Source organism: Lachnoclostridium sp. An196 (assembly GCF_002160135.1).
GTDB lineage: Bacteria > Bacillota > Clostridia > Lachnospirales > Lachnospiraceae > Hominiventricola > Hominiventricola avistercoris.
Genome location: NZ_NFJZ01000001.1, coordinates 158,126 through 182,578 on the forward strand (window position 1 = coordinate 158,126; position 24,453 = coordinate 182,578).

Consider the following 24,453-nt stretch of genomic DNA (forward strand, 5'->3'; position numbering starts at 1 on the left):
TTCTGCCTCCTTTATAAGTCTTGACCGTATTTTTTGCCCTGCCAGGTGTCCTGCAGGCGGAATTCCCGGTGGATGTTGTTGAGTACCTGGCGTTTGGCGCTGCTCCACAGGGGAGCGATCAGCAGATCTTTCGGTCCGTCCCCGGTCAGCCGGTGGATGACGATATCCTGGCGCAGTCTTTCCACGCAGGCCACTGTCATTTTTACATATTCATCCATGGTAAAGACCGGAAATGGTTTCTGTATATACTGTTCTGCCAGATCTGTTCCTTTCAGAATATGCAGCAGATGAAGTTTTATACCCTGGATGTCCAGGCGGTTCAGGTAATCTATAGTTTCCAGCATCTGTGAGACATCCTCGCCGGGGAGCCCCAGGATAACGTGAACGATCACCTCGATTCCGGTCCGGCGCAGCCGGTGCACGGCGTCTTCAAAGACGGAGAGACTATACCCGCGCCGGATGCGTTTCGCGGTATCTTCATGCATGGTCTGCAGTCCCAGCTCGATCCATACCGGTTTGACCTGGTTTAATTCTGCGAGCAGATCCATCACATCATCGGGCAGGCAGTCCGGACGGGTGGCCGCAGACAGTACGGCGATTTCCGGGCAGGAGATCGCTTCGGTAAATAAAGCGCGCAGATAGGGAACGGGGGCGTATGTGTTGGTGAAAGCCTGAAAATAGGCGATATAAGTCTGAACAGGCCGTTTCTTCGCCAGCCGTTTTTTTCCTTCTTCGATCTGTTCGCGAACAGACAGAGCCGGATCGGCGGCAAATTCTCCGGAACCGCCGCCGCTGCAGAAGATGCAGCCGCCGTATCCTACGCGGCCGTCACGGTTGGGGCAGGTCATGCCGCCGTTCAGCGCGAGGCGGTATACCTTTTCTCCAAAACGATTTTTCAGTTCATAGTCCAGTGAATGGTAAGGTTTGTCATTCCAGAATTTCATATCTTCAATCTATCATAGTGAAGGCGGAAAATCAAGCAGAGGCTTTTTTGCAAAATTCTGCTTTTCAATTAGGGGGAAAGCGTGTATACTATAGACAAATCAGAGAGCATTCTGCCGGATCCGGCAGAGATTCCCCAGTGATTTATATCAAAAGTACGGACAACTGCCGGGCGGACAGGCAAATATCAGAACAGAAATGTCTGCACAGGCGGCGGACGTGTCCATCCAGAGGAAACAGTAACAGGAGGAAATATGAGCGAAAACATGAAAGAAAAGTATGAGTCCTTGTCCCTGGCGGTGCTGCGCGACGTGGCAAAGAGCAGGGGAATAAAAGGGACCTCCGCCATGCGTAAAGAGGCGGTGATTCAGGCAATGCTCGCGGAAGACGAGAAGACGGCCGCGGCGGAGACGATCAAGGCCCAGGCCAGTGAGAATGGAAAAAGCGTGTCCGATATGGAACAGCTGGACAGCGGACAGACGGCTCATGGAATTATTGAGGTCATGGCGGACGGATTTGGATTTATCCGGAGCGCCAATTATCTGCCGGGAGAAAATGACGTATATGTATCGCCGTCACAGATCCGCCGGTTTAATCTGAAGACCGGGGATATTGTGACGGGAAATACAAAGGTCAAGACGGAGAAGGAAAAATTCAGCGCGCTGCTCTATGTGAAAAGCATCAACGGACAACATCCGGAAGCCAATACCCGAAGACCTAATTTTGAAGATCTGACGCCGATTTTTCCCAATGAAAGAATTCGTCTGGAGCGGCCGGGCGGGAGCATCGCCATGCGTATTGTGGACGAGATTTCACCGGTGGGAAAAGGACAGAGAGGCATGATCGTATCGCCGCCCAAGGCCGGAAAGACCACGCTTCTGAAGGATGTGGCCAAGTCCATTACGAGGAATCATCCGGATATGTATCTGATTATCCTGCTGATTGACGAGAGACCGGAAGAAGTAACGGATATCAGGGAGGCCATCGAAGGAAAGCATGTAGAAGTCATCTATTCTACCTTCGATGAACTGCCGGAACACCACAAGAGAGTCTCCGAGATGGTCATCGAGAGGGCAAAACGTCTGGTGGAAGGCGGAAAAGACGTGGTGATCCTTCTGGACAGCATCACGCGTCTGGCGCGGGCATACAATCTTACGGTGCCGCCCAGCGGACGTACTTTGTCCGGAGGTCTGGATCCGGCGGCGCTGCATATGCCCAAACGCTTCTTCGGCGCGGCCAGGAAGATGAGAGAAGGCGGCAGTCTGACCGTGCTGGCTACGGCGCTGGTGGATACAGGAAGCAAGATGGACGACGTGATCTTCGAGGAATTTAAAGGAACGGGTAATATGGAACTGGTTCTCGACCGGAAACTGTCAGAGAAAAGGGTGTTTCCCGCCATTGACATTCAGAAATCCAGCACCCGCCGGGATGATCTTTTGCTGACGCCGGAAGAGCAGCAGGCCATGGATAACATACGAAAAGCCCTGAACGGAATGAAGGCGGATGAGGCTGTGGAAAATATTCTGAATCTGTTCACCAAGACCAAAACCAACGAAGAGTTTATACAGAGTGTGAAACGTATGCGCTTTTTCTAAAGAATTTCTAAAATATCTTGCATCCATGATTGCCCTGTGGTATAATCATGAAGCTAACGTTGAAACTGGGCGCGAAGGTGCCGGACAGACTTTTTAAGAGTATCTGTCAAAAGAACTGCAGGGACTTGCAGGGATAGTCCGGGATATCTTGCCGTGGAAACATCGGAGCGGCATTGGCCGGAAATCGGCAAAGAGCCGGAAGTTCACAATATATGAGAGAGGTGAATAGAATATGAAAGAAGGAATCCATCCGAATTATTATCAGGCAACTGTGACCTGCAACTGTGGCAACACGTTTGTAACCGGATCCACGAAGCAGGACATCCACGTGGAGATCTGCTCCAAGTGTCATCCGTTCTATACAGGACAGCAGAAGGTTGCAACTGCCCGCGGACGTATTGATAAATTCAATCGTAAATACGGTGTCAGCAAATAGGCTTGCTAAAAGTAAGGTTGAGGTTAGGACTAATCTCAACCTATTTTTACAATAAAGATTAACAGTTCAGGACGGCGGGAAAGGAAGATGCGCCGCCCTGAACTGTATAAAAGGATGTGAGAATTTGAAACCATCAGGAATCGGCGGTCAGGCGGTACTGGAAGGAATCATGATGAAGAACCAGAGCCGTTACTCGGTGGCTGTCCGTAAACCGGACGGGGAAATCGAGGTGCATACGGACGAGTATGAAGGTATCGCCGGCGGCAGGCATTGGGCGAAGCTGCCACTGATTCGGGGTGTGGTCAATTTTATAGATTCCCTGGTCCTCGGCATGCAGACTCTGACGTTCTCTGCCGGCTTTTATGATGACGACGAGGATCAGGAACCGGGAAAATTCGAAGAATTTCTCCAGAAAACATTTGGTGAAAAAGCGGAAAAAGTGGTGATGGGATGCACTGTGGCTTTCTCCATCGTGATGGCGGTGGCGATATTTATGCTGCTTCCCTATTTTATTTCTGATTTTTTTCGAAGGTATGTGCCTTCCGATACTCTTCTGGCTGTGCTGGAGGGTGTGATCCGGCTGGGAATTTTTGTGCTCTATGTGGTGCTGATCTCTTCGATGAAGGATATACGCAGAGTATACATGTATCATGGGGCGGAACACAAAAGCATCAACTGTATTGAGCATGGCCTGGAGCTGAATGTGGAAAACGTACGGAAGAGTTCCCGCTATCATGCCAGATGCGGGACCAGTTTTCTGTTTATCGTTATGATTATCAGCATTATTTTCTTTATCTTTATCCGTGTGGATTCACCGGTGCTGCGCGTGGTTTTCCGTATCCTGCTGGTGCCGGTGATCGCGGGAGTGTCTTACGAATTTATCCGTCTGGCGGGAAAGAGTGAAAATCCGCTGGTGAAACTTTTGAGCCTGCCCGGGAAGGGGATGCAGATGCTGACGACCCGTGAGCCGGATGATTCCATGATCCAGGTGGCGATCGCCGCCGTGGAAGCGGTATTCGACTGGAAGAGTTTTCTGGGAGAGGATGAAACGGTATGACGTTATCCGGGCTGTTAAGAGAAGGGCGGGAGGCTCTTCAGGCGGCGGGAATCCCGGAGTGGGACCTGGACGCCTGGTATCTGTTGGAATACGCGGCGCACTGTACAAAGAATGAGTACTTTCTCCGCCCGGAAAAGGAGGTGCTGCCGCAGGAGAAACAGTTATACCGGACCTTGATCCGGAAGAGAAGCGCCCATATCCCGCTGCAGTATCTGACCGGCAGCCAGGAATTTATGGGGCTCTCCTTTTTTGTAGATGAAAATGTACTGATCCCCCGGCAGGATACGGAAATCCTTGTGGAAGAGGCGCTTCGGGCGCTTGGCTCCGGCATGCGCGTGCTGGATGTGTGCACCGGATCCGGGTGTATCCTGCTGAGCCTTCTGAAGCTGTGCGCCGGTCTGGAAGGCACCGGAACAGATCTGTCGGAGAAAGCGCTTCAGGTGGCGGGAGAGAATGCCCGCCGGCTGGGGGTGGAAGCTTCCTTTGTGCAGGGAGACCTGTTTGAACCGGTTTCGGGAAAATACGATTGTATTGTCTCGAATCCGCCCTATATTGCCAGTCGGGAAGTGGATGTTTTGATGGAAGAAGTCAGGGACCATGAACCCCGTATGGCTCTGGACGGCGGAGAAGACGGGCTGTATTTTTACAGAAAGATTGCCGCACAGAGTCCGAAGTATCTGAAAGACAGAGGGCGGATTTTCCTGGAGATCGGCTTTGATCAGGGAGAAGCGGTGGCCGGGCTTCTGGTTCCGGCTTTTGACGAGGTTAGAATCGTGCAGGATCTTGCCGGTCTGGACCGTGTGGTATGCGGCATCCTGCGTTCATAGAATAGATGGAGGAGTAACACATGTTTGATAAACTGGAAGACCTGGTACGCAGGTACGAGGAGATTACGAACGAGCTGACAGAACCGTCCGTAGTCAATGACCAGAAGCGTTTCCGGACATTGATGAAAGAACAGTCGGATCTGCAGCCGCTGGTGGATACTTATACAGAATATAAAAAATGCAGGGAGACAGAGAGCGACAGTCTGGCCATGCTGGAGGAAGAATCCGAGGAAGAAATGAGAGAGATGCTGAAAGAAGAACTCTCCGACGCGAAGAAGCGGATGGCCGATCTGGAGCAGAAACTGAAGATTCTGCTGCTTCCCAAGGATCCAAACGACGACAAAAACGTCATCGTGGAGATACGCGCCGGGGCTGGCGGCGACGAGGCGGCTCTTTTTGCGGCGGAGATCTACCGGATGTATGTTCATTATGCCGAGTCCAGACGCTGGAAAGTGGAACTGATGGAAGCGGATGAGATCGGGATCGGCGGGATGAAGAGCGTGACTTTTATGATCAGCGGCCAGGGAGCGTACTCGGTGATGAAATATGAGTCCGGCGTGCACCGCGTACAGCGTGTGCCGGAGACAGAGTCCGGCGGACGGATCCATACATCCACGATCACGGTGGCAGTGATGCCGGAGGCGGAAGAAGTAGATGTGCATATTGATGAAAAGGACATCCGGATCGATGTGATGCGTGCTTCCGGAAACGGCGGCCAGTGCGTCAACACCACTGATTCGGCTGTGCGTCTGACTCATTACCCTACGGGGATTGTAGTATACAGTCAGACGGAAAAGTCCCAGCTGCAGAACAAGGCAAAGGCATTTGCCCTGCTGAGGGCAAAACTCTATGATATCGAGTGCCAGAAGGCGCACGATGCGGAGGCGGAAGCCAGGAGAAGTCAGATCGGCACGGGCGACCGCTCCGAGAAGATCCGTACTTACAATTTCCCGCAGGGACGGGTGACGGATCACCGGATTAATCTTACCCTGTATAAACTGGACAAGATTATGGACGGAGATATTCAGGAAATTATTGACGCCTGCATTGCGGCGGATCAGGCGGCGAAGCTGGCAAAAATGGGAGAGAATTGAGAGGATTGGAAAGATGGGAAAGTATTTTGGAACGGACGGCTTCCGGGGAGAAGCCAATGTATCGCTGACCGTGGAACATGCTTTTAAAGTGGGACGGTTCCTGGGATGGTACTATGGACGGGATCACAAAGCGCAGGTCGTTATCGGCAAAGACACCAGAAGATCCAGCTATATGTTTGAGTATTCTCTGGTGGCGGGACTTACCGCATCCGGGGCAGACGTGTATCTGCTGCATGTGACGACGACCCCCAGCGTATCCTATGTAGTGCGCACGGAAGGATTTGACTGCGGGATCATGATTTCCGCCAGCCATAATCCGTTTTATGACAATGGCATCAAGGTGATCAACAGCATGGGCTACAAGCTGGAGGCCTCCGTGGAGGAGCAGATCGAGGCCTATATCGACGGGAAGACAGAAGAACTGCCTCTGGCAGTGCGCGAGAACATCGGGCGTACCGTGGATTTTTCGGCGGGAAGAAACCGTTACATCGGTTATCTGATCTCATTGCCTACACGTTCTTTCAAGAACATGAGAGTTGGTCTGGACTGTTCCAACGGCAGCGCTTCGTCCATCGCCAAAAGTGTGTTTGACGCTCTGGGGGCAAAAACGTATGTGATTCACAACGAACCGGACGGAACCAATATCAATCTGAACTGCGGTTCTACCCATATCGGGGCGCTGCAGCAGCTGGTGAAAGAAAAAGGTCTGGACGTGGGATTTGCCTATGACGGAGACGCGGACCGCTGCCTGGCCGTGGATGAACACGGCAATGTGGTAGACGGCGATCTGATCCTGTATATCTGCGGAAAATACATGAAAGAACTGGGCCAGCTGAAGGACAATATGATCGTGACGACGGTCATGTCCAACATCGGTCTTTACAAAGCCTGCGACCGGGAAGGACTGAGTTATCAGAAGACCAGGGTGGGAGATAAATACGTATTTGAAAATATGATGGAGAATGGTTATCTGCTGGGAGGCGAGCAGTCCGGGCATATTATTTTCAGCAAACATGCCACGACGGGAGACGGCATCCTGACGTCTCTTAAGATCATGGAGGTGCTGCTGGAGAAAAAGACGACTCTTGGGACCCTGGCGTCAGAAGTGACTATATATCCCCAGCTGCTGGAAAATCTGCGCGTGACGGACAAAAAAGCAGTTCTGGAGCACCCGGCAGTGGTCGAAGCCATCCATAAAGTAGAAGAAGCACTGGGCACGGACGGCCGGATTCTGGTGCGGGAGAGCGGTACAGAACCTCTGCTCAGAGTGATGGTAGAGGCAACGACTCAGAAACTCTGCAAAGAATATGTATCTGAAGTCATCAACGTAATGAAAAGCGTGATGTAAAAGAGATAATCAGGAGGAAACCATGAGAAAAACTACATTGGTCGTCATGGCGGCCGGGATCGGAAGCCGTTTTGGCGGCGGCATCAAACAGCTGGAGCCGGTAGGACCTTCCGGCGAGATCATTATGGATTATTCGGTATATGACGCAATTCAGGCCGGATTTGACAAAGTTGTGTTCATTATTCGAAAGGATCTGGAAAAAGATTTCCGGGAGATCATCGGAAACCGGATGGAGAAGATCGTCGAGACCGCATACGCATTTCAGGAGCTGGACGATCTTCCGGCAGGTTTCCAAAGACCGGAGGGAAGGACCAAACCCTGGGGAACCGGTCAGGCGATTCTCTGCTGCAAAGATCTGGTTCAGGAGCCGTTTGCAGTGATCAATGCGGATGATTATTACGGAAAAGAAGCTTTTGTAAAAGTGCACGATTATCTTGCCGGGGAACATCCGGCCTGCGGGAAGATGGATTTCTGCATGGCGGGGTTCCAGCTGGGCAATACTCTCAGTGAGAACGGCGGCGTGACCCGGGGAATCTGCAGCGTGAATGAAGACGGCCATCTGACGAAAGTAACTGAGACGAAAAATATTGTAAAGACCCCGGAAGGGGCGGCAGTGAAGGGGGAAGACGGGCGTCTGACCTCTGTGGCGGCAGACTGTCCGGTATCCATGAACATGTGGGGATTTACTCCGGAAATTTTCGAAGTGCTGGAAAACGGATTTGCAGAGTTCCTGAAAAATCTGTCAGATCCGATGAAGGGAGAGTATCTGATCCCGACCATCGTGGACGGACTGATCCAGGAACAGAAAGCGAATGTGACGGTTCTGGAATCCCGGGACAAATGGTTCGGCGTGACTTATAAGGAAGACAAACCCGCGGTCGTACGGTCTTTCCGTGAGCTGATTGACGCCGGCGTCTACAGAGAGAAACTGTTTGGTTAAAAGAGGAAAGAGGAGAACATGGAGATTCCGTTTAAGAGACCGGAACTTGAAGACCGGGAAACGATCCTGCGCCATTTTCAGGCGAGAAAATCCAGGGGATGCGAGCGTACGTTCGCGAACATCTATCTCTGGGCCAGATTTTACAATCTGACCTGGGCCGAGATCCTGGATACCGCGGTGTTCCGCAGTGAATTTGATGGAAGATATTCTTACACGTATCCTATAGGGAAAGGGGATCCCGGGGCGGTGATGGAACTTTTACTGGAGGACAGCCGGGAAAAAGGATATCCTTTCCAGCTCCATGCAGTGAGCGAAGCGGAATTTCAGGAGATCGAGTCTCTTTTTCCGGGGAAATTTAAAGTTGAGTATTCCAGAAACGATGCAGATTACGTGTATGAGACGGAAAAGCTGATCAATCTGTCCGGGAAGAAATATCATGGAAAGAAAAACCATCTGAATCAGTTTAAGGCATTATATCCGGACTGGTCTTACGAGCCGATTACGGATGACAATGTGGAGGAATGTTTTCAGATGGCGTTGAGATGGAGAGAGTTCAACGGCTGTGAAGGCGATCCGAATAAAAACAAAGAAATGTGCGTGGCGCTGAATTCTCTTCGCCTGTTCAAAGAACTGGAGCTGAAAGGCGGCGCGCTGCGGGCAGGAGGGGAGATCGTGGCGTTTACCATGGGCGAGCCTGTCTGCAGCGATACATTTGTGGTGCATATCGAGAAGGCGTACTCGGATATAAGAGGCGCCTATACGATGATTAATCAGCAGTTCCTGGAGCATGAGGTATCGGCGTATCCGTATGTGAACCGGGAGGATGATACGGGAGACGAGGGCCTTCGCAAGGCAAAGCTGTCTTACCGGCCGGTATTTATGGTGGAGAAAGGGATCGTCACGCTGGCGTGACGGCGAGGATAAAGGAGAGAAAAGAATATGGGAGCATGGGAAGAGAACGTGCGGAAAGTGACCCCGTATACTCCGGGGGAGCAGCCGAAGAGACAGGATATCATCAAGCTGAACACCAATGAAAATCCGTACCCGCCGGCTCCCGGAGTGGGCCGGATTCTGGAGAGGTTCGATCCGGAAGAACTGCGGCTCTATCCGGATCCTGCGGCGTGTACACTGAAAGAAGCACTGGCGGAAACATATCGGGTAAAAACAGAACAGATTTTTGTGGGCGTAGGATCAGATGATGTGCTGGCCATGGCGTTTCTGGCTTTCTTTAATTCGGAAAAACCGATTCTTTTCCCGGATATTACCTATTCTTTCTATCCGGTGTGGGCGGAAGAATTTCGGATTCCCTATGAGGTGTGCCCTCTGGACGAGAGGTTCCGTATTGTGAAGGAAGATTATTACGGGGAAAATGGAGGCGTTGTTTTTCCTAATCCTAATGCGCCTACCGGACTTTTCATGGGTCTTGAAGATGTGGAGGATATTATACGTCACAATCAGGACGCGGTGGTGATCGTGGATGAAGCCTATGTGGACTTTGGCGCAGAATCGGCGATGCCTTTAACAGAGAAATATGAAAACCTGCTGGTAGTGCAGACCTTTTCAAAATCCCGTTCTATGGCCGGTATGAGGATCGGATTCGCGGTGGGCTCGCCGAAGCTGATCCGGTATCTGGAAGATGTGAAATATTCTTTTAATTCCTATACAATGAGCCGTCTTGCCCTGAGGTGCGGCGCGGAGGCGGTCAGGGACAGGGCGTATTTTGAGGAAACCACGGCACGCATCCGGGAGACAAGAGAACGCGCAAAAAAGATCCTGGGGGAGATGGGATTCGTCTGTACAGATTCCATGGCGAATTTTCTGTTTGCAGCCCATCCGGAACACAGGGCTGCGGATCTTTTTCAGGCGTTGAAAGAAGCAGGGATCTATGTGCGTTACTTCGCAAAGCCGCGAATCGATGATTATCTGAGGATTACGGTGGGAACAGACCAGCAGATGGAAGTTTTATACGGCTTTCTGCGAAATTATCTGTCTCACAGAGGAAAATAGAAACGGCGCCGTCATGGCGGCCGGATATACAGAAGAAAGGAAGAATATATGGAAGGTTTAGTTACATGGTTTATGGAGGTTCTGGGAGGAAAGATCTCCAAGGAGATGATTGTCTTTGTCATCTCCATGGTGCCTATTCTGGAACTGAGAGGAGGGCTTCTGGCGGCGTCTCTTCTGAACATCCCGATTGTCAGGGCCATCTGGTACTGTGTAATTGGCAATATTATACCGGTGCCCTTTATTCTGCTGCTGATCACCCCGATTTTTAATCGGCTCAAAAAGATGAGGCTGTTTCGTCCTATGGTGGAAAAGCTGGAGTCACGCGCTCTGGGTAAGAGCGAGCAGATTGAAAGGTATGAGTTCTGGGGCCTGGCGCTGTTCGTAGGTGTGCCGCTTCCGGGAACCGGAGCGTGGACGGGGGCGCTGATAGCGTCTCTTCTGGGCATTCGTTTCCGTAAAGCATTCCCTGCGATCATACTGGGAATTTTTATCGCGACAATTATCATGTCGATTGTATCATACGGACTTTTGGGGGCGCTGATTCATTAATCAGACGAGGTGTTTCTTATGGGACAGACAAAAAGGCTGTTTTTCATCTATAATCCCTGTTCCGGAAGAGGGCTGATCCGAACAAAGCTCTTCGGAATTCTGCAGGTGTTTTCGGACGCGGGATATGAGATGACGGTGCATCCTACGCGCGCGTGCAGAGACGCGGTGGAACAGATCCGCGGGCTGCCGGACGGATATGACCTGGTAGTCTGCAGCGGCGGGGACGGTACATTGGACGAGGTGGTTCAGGGAATGATGCAGAGGGAGAAAAAGATTCCTGTCGGCTATATTCCCGCGGGAACAGTCAATGATTTTGCCCGCAGCCTGAGGATCCCCAGAAACATGGAGAGCGCGGCCAGGATCGCTGTGGAAGGGCAGAACTATCCGGTGGATATCGGGACTTTCAACAGCGAGTATTTTGTCTATATTGCGGCGTTCGGTGTCTTTACGGATGTATCCTATTCGACTTCGCAGGATATGAAAAACGTCCTCGGGCATATGGCTTATCTGCTGGAAGGGGTAAAGCGGCTGACTAACATCCCTTCTTACCATATTCGGCTGAAAAGTCAGGAAGTCACTGAGGAGGGAGATTTTATCTTCGGTATGGTGACTAATTCCCGATCTGTGGGCGGTTTCAAAAATATTATAGGCAGGAGAGTGCATTTTGACGACGGTGTATTTGAGGTGACTTTTATCCGCAGGCCGCAGAATGCGGCAGAGCTGCAGGAGATTCTGGGGGCGATTCTTTTAAAAGAAATGAATCTGAAATACATGTGCTCGTTCCGCACAGCCTGTCTGGAAGTGACGGCCGAGGAACCGGTGCCCTGGACGCTGGACGGAGAATACGGAGGCGACTGGCAGGAAGCAGTTATACAGAATCATCAAAAAGCTCTGGAAATTCGCGTGAATCCTTGAAAAAATCACGAAAATTTTTAAAATGCTTGCATTTTTTGCAATGATCGTGTATTTTATATACATCAATTTCATATTTATATTAGCGAAGAACGAAGGCGTTCCACTGACAGGTGGAGCGCCTTCTTATTTTTCGGGGAAAGGATGGAATGGTTTATGAGTGTAAACGTAGCAGAAGTATTCGGACAAGACGTGTTTAATGAAGCGGTCATGAAAGAACGCCTTCCGGAGGTTACCTACAAGCAGATGCTGAAGCTGATGGAGGACGGCGGCGAGATCACGCTGGAACTGGCAGACATTGTGGCGAAAGCAATGAAAGAGTGGGCCATCGAAAAAGGAGCAACCCATTATACCCATATTTTTCAGCCGTATATTGTGAGCATCGGCGCGGAGAAGCATGATTCTTTCGCGGATATCCCTCAGGGGGGCAAGATCGAGAACAGCTTTTCGGGAAAAGATCTGATGATGGGCGAGCCGGACGCCTCCTCTTTCCCGTCCGGAGGACTTCGGGCCACCTGCAGCGCCAGAGGCTATACCGCGTGGGATGTGGGATCGCCGGCTTATGTGAAGGACGGTATCCTCTGTATCCCGACCGCATTCTGTTCTTATACCGGTGATTCTCTGGACACCAAGACTCCTCTGCTGAAATCCGTGGATGCGGTGAGTAAGGCGGGGGTCCGCTTCGTAAAGATGTTCGGCAACGACAAGGCGAAAAAAGTAAGATCCTACGTGGGTCCCGAGCAGGAATACTTTATTGTCAGCCGTGAAAAGTACCTGGAGAGACCGGACCTGATCTATGCGGGACGCACCCTGTTCGGCGCTCCTGCTCCGAAAGGTCAGGAGATGGAAGACCAGTATTTCGGGCCGCTGAAAACCAATGTGGCAGACTTTATGGCGGATGTGGATGAGCAGCTCTGGAAATTGGGCATCACGGTGAAAACACAGCATAACGAGGTGGCGCCGGCCCAGCATGAGATCGCCCCGATTTTTGCCCCGTCCGACGCGGCTCTGGACAGCAACTATCTGGTGATGGATGTGCTGAAGAGTACAGCGACCAAGCACGGCCTCGCATGCCTGCTTAATGAGAAGCCGTTCGCGGGCGTCAACGGTTCCGGAAAACATAACAACTGGTCTCTGGGAACGGATGACGGCGTGAACCTGTTCAAGCCGGGCAAAGAACCAAATAAGAACCTGCAGTTCCTGTGCGTGCTGGCCTGCCTGATGGAAGCGGTGAAGAAACATTCCCTGCTGCTGCGCGCGGCGGCGTCCAATGCCGGCAACGACCATCGTCTGGGAGCCAACGAGGCTCCGCCCGCAATCATTTCGATCTATATGGGCGACCAGGTAGGAGAAATCGTGGACGCGATCGTGAACGGCGTGCCTTTCGATGAGCTGCCCTGCGCCAAAGTAGAGCCTCTGGATCTGGGTGTGAGCACGCTGCCGGTGATCCCGAAGGATCCTACAGACCGGAACCGTACGTCGCCGTTCGCGTTTACCGGAAACCGTTTTGAATTCCGCATGGTGGCTTCTTCCGTGTCCATCGGAGACGCCAACACCGTGATGAACTCCATGATGGCCGAAGCCTTCAACAAAGCCTGCGATGTGCTGGAAGGGGCGGAAGATTTTGAGAAAGCGGCGGTTGATTATATCTATAAGACTATGAAAGAGAACAAGGATATCGTCTTCAACGGCAACGGATATTCGGACGAATGGGTGGAAGAAGCCGCCAGAAGAGGACTTCCCAATGTAAAGAGCGTGGTAGATGCCATTCCTGCATATGTGAGCGATTCTACAGTAGAAATGTTCGAAAAACTGGGCGTTATGACCAGAAGAGAACTGGAAGCCAGAAAAGAAATCAAGCTGGATGAGTATGCGGGCCTGATCAATATCGAAGCACGCACCATGGTTGATATGGCGGCAAAACTTTATATTCCGTCGGTCATCTCCTTCGTAAACCGCGTGGCGTCTTCCATGAGTACGGTTAAAAGCGCATGCCCGTCCGCGGACACTTCCGCGCAGGAAGCGATTCTGATGGAGTCCAGCGCCCTGCTGGCCGAGACTCAGAAAGCGATGGAAGATCTGAAGAAAATCACCGACGAAGCCGAGACCGCGAAAGATTACCATGAGAAAGTGCTTCCGGCTATGGCGAAACTAAGAACCCCGGTGGATAAACTGGAAACCATCGTGGACAGAGAGTTCTGGCCGGTGCCGACCTACGGCGAGCTGATGTTTGAGGTTTAATCGCAGCCGTATATTATGGAACCGGACCTCTCTTGCACTTATTGCCCTGATTTGCTATACTGTAACAAACGAACGGTGAATTTTCGGAGGGTAATGACATGAAAGTTGGTTTTGGCTGCGATCATACAGCGATCGAACTGAAAAAGGAACTGATGGAGTATATGGAGTCCAAAGGATATGAGTGCGTGGACTACGGCGCGTATGACGCTGCGAAACGAGTGGATTATCCGGATCAGGGGCTGAAAGTGGCGGAGGCGATCAAAGCCGGAGAAGTGGAAAAAGGTGTGCTTCTCTGCGGGACAGGAATCGGCATTTCCCTGGCGGCCAATAAAGTGCCGGGAATCCGTGCGGCCGTGTGCAGCGAGCCTTATTCAGCCATGATGACGGCGAAGCACAACGCATCCCAGATTATTGCCATGGGAGCGCGCGTAGTGGGCAATGAACTCGCGAAGATGATTCTGGACGCTTTCTTCAATACTGAGTTCGAGGGAGGCCGGCACGCGGAGCGTGTGCAGAAGATCTGCGACATCGAAGCGAAATACAGCAGGACAGAATAAAGATCTTAACAGTCCAGGACGGCGTGCCGCCCTGGACTGTTGTTGGTAAATCACTGAAAAGTCAGCATGCCGGGGCATTTGCCCCGGCATGTGGTTCCTTTGATAATTCAAAGGCGGTTATATGATTAGAAAGGGAGGATGCCGGGTGCTGCCCACCCGGCATTATTATGAAAAAGTTTATTGAAATATAACTGATTGGCTTCTTGATGATATTATTATATGAAAGAGATTTGAAGGAATTTTGTGCAGTCGGTGAACCTTTTTTAAAAGATACATGAACAAATTATGAACGCCGAAAAGTGAAAAATATAAAGGAAATAAAGAAAAAACCGAATATTTTACGGAATCCTGGAAAAGAGTTGACAATGATCCCGGAATGAGTATAATTACCTACATCAGAGAGAGCGATCAAAGAAGATGGCACCCACCGATAGGGTAGCTGTCTTTTTTATTGATATGGTTTCTCTGCTGATAGTTTTTCTCTATCCCCTTAGTAGTTACATATATTTCTGCCAAGAGCCCCAGGATGTCCGACCTGGGGCTCTTGGCATACTGCTCCTGATGGAACATAAAATGTTCTGTCAGGAGTTTTTTTATTTGTAAAAATGTAACAGCTCGGAATGCTGGTTCTTCCTGCTGCCTCTGACCGGTTTCGTAAAATTCATCAAAAAAATGAAAATAGTTTCATTTCAATTAGTTATATTGACAAAAATACTTTCGCGTGTTATAACAATATTGAAAATAATTTCAATAATAAAAAGGAGGTTGAAAATGCTCGATAAAGTAAAAGGCGGTTTGATCGTATCCTGTCAGGCTTTGCCGGAGGAACCTTTACATTCGTCCTTCATTATGGGAAGGATGGCGCTGGCGGCAGATCAGGGGGGCGCAGTCGGTATCCGCGCCAATACAGCTTCAGATATTCACGAGATCGAGAAGAATACGAAGCTGCCGATTATAGGGATTGTCAAGCGGGATTATGAAGGAACGCCCATCTACATTACGCCCACCATGAAAGAGATCGAAGAGCTGGCAGAAACGTCCTGCGCGATGATCGCCCTGGACGCGACTGACCGGGTGCGTTTTCAGGGGCAGAAACTGGAAGAGTTTATAAAAGAAGCGAGAACTCTTGTGCCGGATAAACTTCTGATGGCGGACATTGCCACACTGGATGAGGCGATAAGGGCAGAGCAGCTGGGATTTGACTGTGTTTCCACGACCTTGATGGGCTATACGGAACAGTCGCAGGGTCACAATATTGCGGATAATGATTTTGAACGTCTGAAAGAAATCCTGAAGGCCGTACAGATTCCGGTGATTGCCGAAGGGCATGTAGATACTCCTGCAAAAGCAAGACGCTGTATAGAAATAGGCGCGCATGCTGTGGTCAGCGGAGGAGCGATCACACGTCCCCAGCTGATTACGAAAGCATTCGTAGAGGCTATGCGCGGTTGACAGCCCGTTCAGGATTCCCGGTGGAAAAGGATCTGAAGAGCGTGATCGCGGTTTTCGCGGCAGGTGTCGTTTTCCAGCAAACGGTATGAGACAGCGTCTATTAAAAACATCAAAGGCATCTGAGAGTTTATAAAGAGCCGGTCGCCGGTCTGGTGGATGTCTCCGGCGTAGAGGACAGAATCAGCGATCTGTGTCAGCTCTGTCTGATTCCGCTGTGTCAGAAGGCCGATCTGGGCGCCCACGGATTTAGCGATGCGGCAGGCGCTGACGACTTCCGGAGTTTCGCCGGAATTGGAAACCGCGATGACCAGATCTTTTGGAGAGAAGAGACTGCTCTGTACTCTCATCAGAAAAGTGTCTGTCATAGCGCTGGATGTGAACCCCATCTGTACCAGGCGCATATTGAATTCGCTGGCCGTAAGGCCGGAACTGCCGAGACCGAAGATGACGATCTTATTGGCCTGGTGAATGCGGGATACGAAGGTATCCAGGTCTTCCGGGTTTACGAGTTCGCTGGCGGAGGACAAAACACGGTTATAATAGTCCGCAATCTTCTGCAGCACTTGTCCCGGAACTTTGCGGGGAGCTGACTCGGCGGACAGAAGAGTTTGAAACTCAATAAAATTGCGATACCCCAGTTTCTGACAAAAACGGGTCAGGGTGGAATTGGACGTTCCGGTGGACATGGCCAGCTCCCGGCTGCTTGCCAGACGTGCCTGCTCGGGATGTTCGACAATATATGCGGCAATTTTGCGTTCGCTTTTACTCAGGTGGTGGCCGTACACCTGAATCCGGTTTTGAAAGCTGAGATGATCCATGGGCGCCTCCGTACAAATGTAGATTCTTTAACAATCATAGTATATGACAATTAAATTTGCAACTAAAAAACATAATTAAAAATAAAGAAAGGATGTTGAAACATGAGTGAACAGATCAAAGTAGGCGTCATTGGATTCGGACAGATGGGACAGGTACATGCGGGAATTTACAATAAACTTCCCGGCGTAAAGCTGACAGCGGTGTGCGAATATAATGACGAACGCCGTGCGCAGGCGGCGGAACAGTACGGGTGTAAGGTTTATAAGGATTATAAGGATCTTTTGACTGACCCGGAGATCGAAGCGGTTTCTATCGTACTGCCGGACAATATGCACAGAGAGGCTGTGGAGATCGCAGTAGCAAACAAAAAGCATATTCTGCTGGAAAAACCTCTGGCGAAGGAGCTGGCTGACGGAGAAGCAATGTATGAGATTCTGAAAGACTATGACAAAGTATTTTCCGTAGGTTTCCTGCTGCGTTTCGACCCGCGTTTTAACCTGATCAAACAGTCTCTGGACGCGGGGGAACTGGGGGACATTATCCATATGTACTGCCGCCGCAACAGCCCGATCGTGGGACCGCGCCGGTATATCGGGGCATCCGACCTTTCCATGCATGTAATGATCCATGATATCGACTACGTGAACTGGTTTATGGGATGTAAGCCGGTAAAGGTATTCGCCAAGGCTCGCAGCGTACTGCTCAAAGAATACGACATGGATGATGTGATCTACGCATTGGTTACCTACGAAAACGGCGCGGTAGCCTGCCTGGAGGCATGCTGGGTACTTCCGGAGAATTCCCCGACGATCATCGACGACAAAGTGGAACTGGTAGGCACCAAAGGAGTAGTCTATGTGGACGCCTGCGATAACGGCGTGCGGTTTGTAACAGGCGACAGGGTGCAGTATCCGGATTCCCGCCACTGGTACAATGTAAACGGCGCTCCTTCAGGCGATCTCTCGGAAGAGATTATGGCGTTTATCGGGAATATCGTAAACGGAACGAAATCGATCATCACGCCGGAGGACGCCCTGAATTCGCTCAAAGTGGTGGACGCTATCGAAAGATCCATCGCGGAAGGCTGTGAAGTGGAACTGTAAAGATGTTCATAAAATAAAAAGCAGGGAGGGTAAAGAATGTCTGTACGTGTAATGATTCAAAAGTTTGGAAGCAAACTCAGTAACATGGTCATCCCTAATCTGGGAGCGTTTATCGCCTGGGGGCTTTTGACGGCGGTCGGCATCGGCATTAACAATGAGATGCTCAGAGGATTCGTGACGCCGATGCTGAATTATCTGCTTCCTCTTCTGATCGCGTTTGCAGGTGGTAAAATGGTGTATGATTACCGCGGAGGCGTGATCGGGACTGTAGCGACCATTGGCGTTATCATCGGCTCCAGCGTGACGATGTTCATCGGAGCTATGATTCTGGGACCGCTTTCCGCATGGGTGCTCAAGAAATTTGACCAGGTTATCGACGGAAAGATTCCCATGGGGTTTGAACTTCTTGTTAATAACTATTCAATCGGAATTATAGGGGCTGTGCTGGCAGTCTTCGGATGTGTTATACTGGGACCGGCGATTTCTTCCCTTACTACAGTGTTTGCAGGCGGTGTAGACGTACTGATCAATACAGGGCTTCTGCCGTTGACCGCAATCCTGATTGAGCCGGCGAAAGTGCTGTTCCTGAATAACGCGATCGGGCAGGGAATTCTGACTCCTATGGGAACCACGCAGCTTGAATCACTCGGAAAATCCGTGCTGTTCCTTCTGGAAAGCAATCCGGGACCGGGTCTTGGAGTACTGCTGGCCTATATGTTCTTTGGAAAAGGAACTTCCAGATCTTCTGCATGGGGCGCGTCCGTGATCCATCTGTTTGGCGGTATTCATGAGATTTATTTCCCGTTCGTGCTGATGAATCCGGTCCTGATACTGCCGTTGATTGTAGGCGGAGCTGTCGGTACCTTTTTGTTTAACCTGTTTGGCGTAGGTCTGGTAGGAGTCGCTTCTCCGGGAAGCATCATCTCGATTATGATGATGTCGTATCCTGGCGACAGGCTGATGATCTGTCTGGCTATTCTGGCTGCCTGCGCGGTTTCGTTCCTGATTTCGGTACCGCTGGTGAAACGCGCATCCGGAAATGACGAGTCCCTGAGAGAAGCGGCGCAGCAGATGAACGAGCTGAAAGGCAAGAAGAGCCGTATCTCTTCCGTATTTGAGGCGGAGGAAAAAGAGTTTGATTTCGCATCGGTTACCCGTATCGCGTATGCATGTGATGCAGGTATCGGTTCTTCCGCAATGGGAGCGACGATCCTTCAGAAAAAATGCAAGGCGGCAGGGCTGGAAGACATCAAAGTTTTCCATATCGCTATAGAAAATCTGCCTACGGACTGCCAGGTGGTGGTGACGCAGGAACTTCTTCTGGACCGTGCGAAAGACGCGCAGAAAGACGCGTACTGTATTGCGGTTACAGATTTTGTAAACGCGCCTCAGTACGACGAGCTGATCGAAAAAATCCGCAAAGCGCGCGGACTTTCCTGAAATTAAATTGTTGGCGGCGCCGTGTTTGTGTACGGCGCCGCCAGAAAGAGGATGGAGAAGAATGCTGAAAACAATCATTATGGATTTTGACGGACTGATCGTGGACACAGAAAATGTCTGGTATCATATATTTAAAGAATGGTTTCAAAAATATAAAGGGTATGATCTTTCTGTCATGGAATTCCTGAAATGCGTAGGTTCTAATTCGGAGGATCTGTTCCGGGAACTGGATGGAAAAGGGATTCATGTGGATCGGGAGCAGTTTTCCCATGATACCACGGAAAGTTTTATTGAAGCCAGCAGCATCCTTCCGGCAAAAGAAGGAGTGGAGACATTTCTGAGGAAGTCTAAAGAGAATGGACTGTTTGTTGCGCTTGCCACTTCTTCCGGGAAAAAGAAACCGACGGTACATCTTAACCGGCTGGGTTTGATGAAGTATTTTGATTTTCTGGTGACAGCTGAAGACGTGGAACACATTAAGCCGGCACCGGATCTGTTCCTCGCGGCGGCGGAGAAAACAGAGGCCGCGCCTCAGGAATGTCTGGTCGTGGAAGACTCATTAAACGGGCTCAAAGCCGGACTTAATGCAAAAATGCGTGTACTGGTGGTGCCTAATGAGGTGACCCGCCACTGCGCGTTTGAAGGGCAGTACCGTATAGAGAATTCTTTGGCTGATGTGGACGTAAGAGAATTGATAGAAAATTTTTAAGGGGGAAAATATATGCTGCTTGAAACCATCACAGAAAAAGACGTTCAGCTTGGTCTTTCCGCAGGGGACTGGGAGGAAGCGGTCCGGAAAGCTGCCGAGCCTTTAAGAGCAGCGGGGGCGGTGGAACAAAGTTATATAGAAGGAATCGTACAGTCCGTACATGATAACGGACCGTATTTTGTCCTGACGAAAGGATTTGCTCTGGCTCATGCGCGCCCGGAATGCGGGGCCAACCGTCTGGCCTTAAACTTTTCAACTTTTGATCCCCCGGTAACATTCGGGGCGGGAGCGAATGACCCTGTACGCCTGATCATTACGCTGGCGGCTACAGATCCTGACAGCCATATTGATCTGCTGGGAGAACTTGCCGACGTATTGATGGATGAATCCCGTATGGAAAAGATGTTCCGGGCAGAAACTCCGGAAGAGTTCCTGGAGGCGCTGGGCAGATAGGGAGGACGCGAAACAATGGTTCTTTGTTTTGATATCGGAGGAACGTCTGTCAAATATGGAATAGCGGACGTCTGCGGCGCCGGACTGAGGCTGAACGACTGTAAAGAGATGCCCACAGATGCAAAGCAGATCGGAGGGGCCGGAATTGTAGAACGGATCCTGAATAAGACGGAGGAGTACCGCGAAAAGCATATTTTGGACGGAGTGGCCGTTTCGACGGCAGGTATGGTGGATCCTCAGTCGGGCGAGATTCTGTACGCAAATGAAAACATCCCGGGATATACGGGATGCAATCTGAAGAAAGCGGTGGAAGAGCGTTTTTGTCTGCCGTGCGCGGTGGAAAATGACGTAAACTGCGCGGCTCTGGGCGAGAGTATATATGGGGCCGGGCGAGGCGCGTCCAGCGTCCTTTGCATGACCGTGGGAACGGGAATAGGAGGAGCGGTTATCCTGAATAAAAAAGTATGGAGAGGCCATACAGGAAGCGCCGGAGAGGTGGGATATATGCCGGTGGAAGGAGAACCGTTTGAATGTCTGGGCTCTGCGTCGGCTCTGGTGCGCCGGGCAGCAGAGAGGACAGGGGAGCAGATGGATGGAAAGCAGATTTTCTCGCGGGCAAAAGAAGGTGACCGGGCCTGTGCGGACGCCATTGATGAAATGTGCAGGATTCTTGCCCAGGGAATCGTATGCGGAATCTGTCTTCTGAACCCGGAAAAAGTGATACTGGGAGGCGGAATCATGGCGCAGAAGGAATACCTTCGGCCTGTTCTCGAACCGTATCTGGGAAAGTATGCCACACCCTACCTTTTAAAAACCTGTGAAGTAACATTTGCGGAACTGGGCAACCAGGCAGGCATGGCCGGAGCCTATTACTGGTGGGAGACATCCTGCTCCCGCGTTTCCGGCATATCCTGAATCAGTGAGATGACGGCGTTTAAAGTTTTAGTAAGATATTTGTTTTGATGCCAGATCAGGTAATAATGGCGAAGGAAGGCATCTCCAAGAAGAGAGATCTGAGTCAGGCGTCCGGCCTGAACACTGGGAGCGGTCAGTTCTTTCGACAGGATAGTAAATCCGAGTCCTTTTTCTGCCATGCGGATCAGGGCTGTGGAGCTGGAGCTTTCTGCCAGGGGAGTGCATAGACAACTATGGCGGCTGAAGACCGCGTCAACAGCGGCGCGGCTTCCGCTGCCTTTTTCTCTTAACAGAAGACGTTCTCTGGAAAGAGCGGGTACGGACAGGAAAGCGGGAGGATGCGCGGAACCCGTGACGACAGACATTTCTTCTGTATAAAGCAGTTTAGTGTGCCAGAAAGACTCCCGGGGGAGGCGGTCCATGATGGCAAGATCAATTTCGTTTTGAGTCAGCATTTTTTCTATAGCATCAGAACTGCTGATCTGCACAGAGAGGTTCAGACTGGGAAATTTTTTCAAAAGATGTGCTGCGAGGTCTGAAAGCCTGGTTTCAGCGACAGTGACATTGACACCCAGACGGCAGGATTCGGGAATATGTTCTCTGCGAAGCACATCTGTTGATTCTTCAAACTGGTTCAGGATTGTCTCTGCATAGGGAAGCAGTGCCTTTCCGGAATCGGTCAGATAGATCTTCCGGTTTCTTCTTTCAAATAATCTCGTCTGATAAAAACTTTCCAATTCTTTAATGGCCAGACTGACGGCTGGCTGTGTCATATTTATTCGTGCAGCAGCTTCAGTGATGCTTCCCGTATGACATACAGTACGGAAGATATGCAGATGTCTCAGTGTCATATTTTCTCCGATCTATTAGTGAATACTTATGAATTTCATATTAACATATGAATTGAATTATAACAATACATATGGCATGATAGTCTCGCAGAACAGGAGATGAACAGATGGGAAAAAGAAAATATTTGGATCTATTTTTGACGTTTCTGAAAATAGGAGCTTTTACGTTTGGAGGCGGGTATGCCATGATTCCGCTGATTCAAAGGGAAACTGTAGATAATCACGGTTGGATTGCGAACGAGGATATATTGGAGATTGTGGCGATTGCCGAGTCTACGCCCGGACCGGTAGCGATTAATTCAGCCACATTCGTAGGCCATAAAATCGGCGGGTTTTTTGGGGCGGCCAGTGCTACAGCGGGCGTAATTCTGCCTTCTTTTGTGATTATCTATGTGATTTCTTTTGTCCTCAGACAATTTGAAGAGTTAAAAGCAGTACAGTATGCCTTTGCCGGTATCCGTGCGGGAGTGCTTGCGTTGATCATCCAGGCGCTTGTATCCATGTACAGGCAGTATCCTAAGGATCAGGCGGCGTATCTGATTATGGCCGGAGCCTTTGCGGCAGTTGCGTTATTTGGTGTGAATGTTTTGCTGGTAATTGTCTGCTGTGCGCTGGCAGGATTTCTGTCCGCAGGATTGGCAGAGAGGAGAAAAGCATGATTTATTTGGATTTATTTTGGACCTTCTTCAAAATAGGAGCCTTTACGTTTGGAGGCGGATACGCCATGATTCCGCTGATTCAGTCAGAAGTGACATCCCACGGATGGATGACTGCGGAAGAAGTAGTTAACTTTGTGGCGGTTAGCGAGAGTACGCCGGGACCTTTTGCAGTGAACGCGTCTACTTATGTCGGGGCTCAGACGGCCGGCCTTCCGGGAGCGTTTTGCGCTACTCTTGGCGTGGTGCTGCCTTCTTTTGTGATTATATTGGTTGTGGCAGGATGTCTGGACCGGTTTCGGAAAAGCCGTGTCGTACAGGGATGTATGTCAGGTCTTCGTCCAGCAGTAATCGGATTGATCGGAGCAGCGGCGGTGACCACCGGGAAGACAGTTTTTTTCCCCGCAGGCATTTCTTTAACCGGTTTAAGTACTCCCGCTTTTTATTCAGCAGCAGTGATTTTTCTTCTGATGCTTTTGCCGGCGTTAAAAAAGGTGCATCCGATACTGATAATTGTGGCGTCTGCCGTGCTGGGGATCGCAGCCGGTTTTTTGATCAATATTCTTTGAAAAGATCTTTCATAAGCCTCACAAAGCGTTTCAGAGGCTCATTTCCATCCAGACTTTTATAATACAGCCCATAACAGACGGGAGCGATCCCCTCTATGGGTATATGGCAAAGATCCGGTTCCATCTGCATGGTAAGCGGAAACGGCAGGATACAGATTCCCAGTCCGGCCTGCGCCAGGATCGAAGCGGTCCCCGGAGATTCGCAGAAATATACGTCAGCAGGCGACCGGCCTTCCATCAGCCGTACCTGTATCTGGATCAAAGGTTCCGGAGAGCGCAGGGGATCCACAAGGATCAGTTTTTCCCCGGCCAGGTCGGAGATAGACAGGCTTTCTTTTTCTGCCAGCGGATTGCCGGAAGAACAGAGGCAGGCGATGGGAAGCCTGCCCAGCTCCAGAAAGATGCCCGGCATTTTATGAATATCCGGTTCCTGGAAGCTGATGATGGCGTCCACTTGTTCTTCCTCCAGCAGCCGGTACAGATGCTGGAAAGGGACAACCCGAAGCTGCGGGTGCAGATTGGGGAATTCCGCTGTCAGCTGTTTCAGCACCGGAGGCAGGATCTGAAGCTGCGCATGGCTGTGGCAGCCGATGGGAAAAGGAAGTACATTCTGTCCTGACGGCATGCGGAATCTGTTTTTGGCCCGCAGTGAAATCTGCAGGATCTGCTGGGCATCATCCATCAGGAGAATACCGGCAGAAGTAAGAGAAACACTGCGGGTGGTGCGGTGAAAGAGTTTGGTATTCAGTTCCTGTTCCAGAGAACGGATCTGATGGGTGACGGCGGGCTGCGTAATATTAAGCTGTTCCGCGGCTCTCGCGAAATTCAGGTTTTCGGCTACAGCCAGAAAACATTCCAGTTGAAAAGTATTCATGGGGTGTCTCCTTGATTGATTAATAAAATCCTTTTATCAATAATAAGCCTTTTTGAATTCACATTCAAGAGAAAATGCGTAAAATAGTTCGTGAGCGGTAGGTTCGG

At 50.6% G+C, this 24,453-nt stretch carries 25 protein-coding genes; 21 read left to right on the forward strand and 4 right to left on the reverse strand.

Translation table 11 applies throughout. From position 1 onward, the window contains the following. Nucleotides 1–11: 11 nt before the first annotated feature. Entirely contained in the window at nt 12–944 is a 933-nt protein-coding gene (locus tag B5F29_RS00710) for a TIGR01212 family radical SAM protein (RefSeq protein ID WP_087152756.1), read from the reverse strand. A gap of 264 nt (nt 945–1,208) precedes the next feature. Between B5F29_RS00710 and rho the strand changes: the two genes are divergently transcribed. From rho to B5F29_RS00785, 14 genes are all read left to right on the forward strand, one after another. Further along, nucleotides 1,209–2,537, forward strand: coding sequence for a transcription termination factor Rho (rho, locus tag B5F29_RS00715; RefSeq protein WP_087153053.1), 1,329 nt, complete (start codon nt 1,209–1,211; stop codon nt 2,535–2,537). Between the two features lie 232 nt (nt 2,538–2,769). Next, nucleotides 2,770–2,973, forward strand: coding sequence for a 50S ribosomal protein L31 (rpmE, locus tag B5F29_RS00720; RefSeq protein WP_087152757.1), 204 nt, complete (start codon nt 2,770–2,772; stop codon nt 2,971–2,973). Between the two features lie 124 nt (nt 2,974–3,097). After that, nucleotides 3,098–4,030, forward strand: coding sequence for a DUF1385 domain-containing protein (locus B5F29_RS00725; RefSeq protein ID WP_087152758.1), 933 nt, complete (start codon nt 3,098–3,100; stop codon nt 4,028–4,030). Beyond that, nucleotides 4,027–4,857 carry a peptide chain release factor N(5)-glutamine methyltransferase gene (gene prmC / locus B5F29_RS00730; protein ID WP_087152759.1) on the forward strand — a complete coding sequence of 277 codons (831 nt, stop codon included), beginning with the start codon at nt 4,027–4,029 and terminating at the stop codon, nt 4,855–4,857. Before B5F29_RS00725 ends, prmC begins: the two co-directional genes overlap by 4 nt. Nucleotides 4,858–4,877: 20 nt before the next feature. Continuing rightward, a complete protein-coding gene (gene prfA / locus B5F29_RS00735) occupies nt 4,878–5,951 on the forward strand; it encodes a peptide chain release factor 1 (protein ID WP_087152760.1) in 1,074 nt (357 codons plus the stop codon). A gap of 13 nt (nt 5,952–5,964) precedes the next feature. Further along, nucleotides 5,965–7,299 carry a phosphoglucosamine mutase gene (gene glmM, locus B5F29_RS00740; RefSeq protein WP_087152761.1) on the forward strand — a complete coding sequence of 445 codons (1,335 nt, stop codon included), beginning with the start codon at nt 5,965–5,967 and terminating at the stop codon, nt 7,297–7,299. A gap of 22 nt (nt 7,300–7,321) precedes the next feature. Beyond that, nucleotides 7,322–8,239, forward strand: a complete 918-nt coding sequence (locus tag B5F29_RS00745) for a nucleotidyltransferase family protein (RefSeq protein WP_087152762.1) — start codon at nt 7,322–7,324, stop codon at nt 8,237–8,239. Nucleotides 8,240–8,257: 18 nt separating this feature from the next. Beyond that, on the forward strand, nt 8,258–9,151 hold the full coding sequence (locus B5F29_RS00750; protein ID WP_087152763.1) for a DUF2156 domain-containing protein: 894 nt from the start codon (nt 8,258–8,260) through the stop codon (nt 9,149–9,151). 27 nt (nt 9,152–9,178) lie between these two features. Next, nucleotides 9,179–10,246, forward strand: coding sequence for a histidinol-phosphate transaminase (gene hisC / locus B5F29_RS00755; RefSeq protein WP_087152764.1), 1,068 nt, complete (start codon nt 9,179–9,181; stop codon nt 10,244–10,246). A 48-nt stretch (nt 10,247–10,294) separates the two neighbouring features. Beyond that, on the forward strand, nt 10,295–10,795 hold the full coding sequence (locus tag B5F29_RS00760) for a COG2426 family protein (protein ID WP_087152765.1): 501 nt from the start codon (nt 10,295–10,297) through the stop codon (nt 10,793–10,795). Between the two features lie 18 nt (nt 10,796–10,813). Continuing rightward, nucleotides 10,814–11,710: a diacylglycerol/lipid kinase family protein gene (locus tag B5F29_RS00765; protein ID WP_087152766.1), complete on the forward strand. Its 897-nt coding sequence runs from the start codon at nt 10,814–10,816 to the stop codon at nt 11,708–11,710. A 153-nt stretch (nt 11,711–11,863) separates the two neighbouring features. Next, nucleotides 11,864–13,948: a glutamine synthetase III family protein gene (locus B5F29_RS00770; protein ID WP_087152767.1), complete on the forward strand. Its 2,085-nt coding sequence runs from the start codon at nt 11,864–11,866 to the stop codon at nt 13,946–13,948. A 98-nt stretch (nt 13,949–14,046) separates the two neighbouring features. Next, the gene (gene rpiB / locus B5F29_RS00775; RefSeq protein WP_087152768.1) at nt 14,047–14,505 is read left to right on the forward strand and encodes a ribose 5-phosphate isomerase B; all 459 of its coding nucleotides are present in this window, start codon (nt 14,047–14,049) and stop codon (nt 14,503–14,505) included. Between the two features lie 771 nt (nt 14,506–15,276). Continuing rightward, the gene (locus B5F29_RS00785; RefSeq protein ID WP_087152770.1) at nt 15,277–15,957 is read left to right on the forward strand and encodes an N-acetylmannosamine-6-phosphate 2-epimerase; all 681 of its coding nucleotides are present in this window, start codon (nt 15,277–15,279) and stop codon (nt 15,955–15,957) included. An 8-nt stretch (nt 15,958–15,965) separates the two neighbouring features. Here B5F29_RS00785 and B5F29_RS00790 read toward each other — a convergent pair whose 3' ends face one another. Then, nucleotides 15,966–16,775 carry a MurR/RpiR family transcriptional regulator gene (locus B5F29_RS00790; RefSeq protein WP_087152771.1) on the reverse strand — a complete coding sequence of 270 codons (810 nt, stop codon included), beginning with the start codon at nt 16,773–16,775 and terminating at the stop codon, nt 15,966–15,968. A gap of 102 nt (nt 16,776–16,877) precedes the next feature. On the opposite strand from B5F29_RS00790, the gene B5F29_RS00795 reads away from it, so the two are divergent. From B5F29_RS00795 to B5F29_RS00815, 5 genes are all read left to right on the forward strand, one after another. After that, nucleotides 16,878–17,879 (forward strand): Gfo/Idh/MocA family protein, encoded by a 1,002-nt coding sequence (locus B5F29_RS00795; protein WP_087152772.1) that lies wholly within the window; start codon nt 16,878–16,880, stop codon nt 17,877–17,879. Nucleotides 17,880–17,915: 36 nt separating this feature from the next. Then, nucleotides 17,916–19,319: a PTS mannitol transporter subunit IICB gene (locus B5F29_RS00800; protein ID WP_087152773.1), complete on the forward strand. Its 1,404-nt coding sequence runs from the start codon at nt 17,916–17,918 to the stop codon at nt 19,317–19,319. A gap of 61 nt (nt 19,320–19,380) precedes the next feature. Further along, nucleotides 19,381–20,028, forward strand: coding sequence for an HAD family hydrolase (locus B5F29_RS00805; protein WP_087152774.1), 648 nt, complete (start codon nt 19,381–19,383; stop codon nt 20,026–20,028). Between the two features lie 12 nt (nt 20,029–20,040). Continuing rightward, on the forward strand, nt 20,041–20,481 hold the full coding sequence (locus B5F29_RS00810) for a PTS sugar transporter subunit IIA (protein WP_087152775.1): 441 nt from the start codon (nt 20,041–20,043) through the stop codon (nt 20,479–20,481). A gap of 15 nt (nt 20,482–20,496) precedes the next feature. Next, nucleotides 20,497–21,396, forward strand: coding sequence for an ROK family protein (locus tag B5F29_RS00815; protein WP_087152776.1), 900 nt, complete (start codon nt 20,497–20,499; stop codon nt 21,394–21,396). On the opposite strand, the gene B5F29_RS00820 is transcribed toward B5F29_RS00815, so the two are convergent. Next, a complete protein-coding gene (locus B5F29_RS00820; protein ID WP_087152777.1) occupies nt 21,351–22,247 on the reverse strand; it encodes a LysR family transcriptional regulator in 897 nt (298 codons plus the stop codon). The two genes, B5F29_RS00815 and B5F29_RS00820, sit on opposite strands and share 46 nt — an antisense overlap. 107 nt (nt 22,248–22,354) lie before the next feature. Between B5F29_RS00820 and B5F29_RS00825 the strand changes: the two genes are divergently transcribed. Both B5F29_RS00825 and B5F29_RS00830 read left to right on the forward strand, forming a co-directional pair. Continuing rightward, the gene (locus tag B5F29_RS00825) at nt 22,355–22,906 is read left to right on the forward strand and encodes a chromate transporter (protein ID WP_087152778.1); all 552 of its coding nucleotides are present in this window, start codon (nt 22,355–22,357) and stop codon (nt 22,904–22,906) included. After that, nucleotides 22,903–23,472 carry a chromate transporter gene (locus B5F29_RS00830; protein WP_087152779.1) on the forward strand — a complete coding sequence of 190 codons (570 nt, stop codon included), beginning with the start codon at nt 22,903–22,905 and terminating at the stop codon, nt 23,470–23,472. Before B5F29_RS00825 ends, B5F29_RS00830 begins: the two co-directional genes overlap by 4 nt. Here the strand turns inward: B5F29_RS00830 and B5F29_RS00835 are convergent. After that, nucleotides 23,459–24,346 carry a LysR family transcriptional regulator gene (locus tag B5F29_RS00835; RefSeq protein ID WP_087152780.1) on the reverse strand — a complete coding sequence of 296 codons (888 nt, stop codon included), beginning with the start codon at nt 24,344–24,346 and terminating at the stop codon, nt 23,459–23,461. The two genes, B5F29_RS00830 and B5F29_RS00835, sit on opposite strands and share 14 nt — an antisense overlap. Nucleotides 24,347–24,453: the final 107 nt, after the last annotated feature.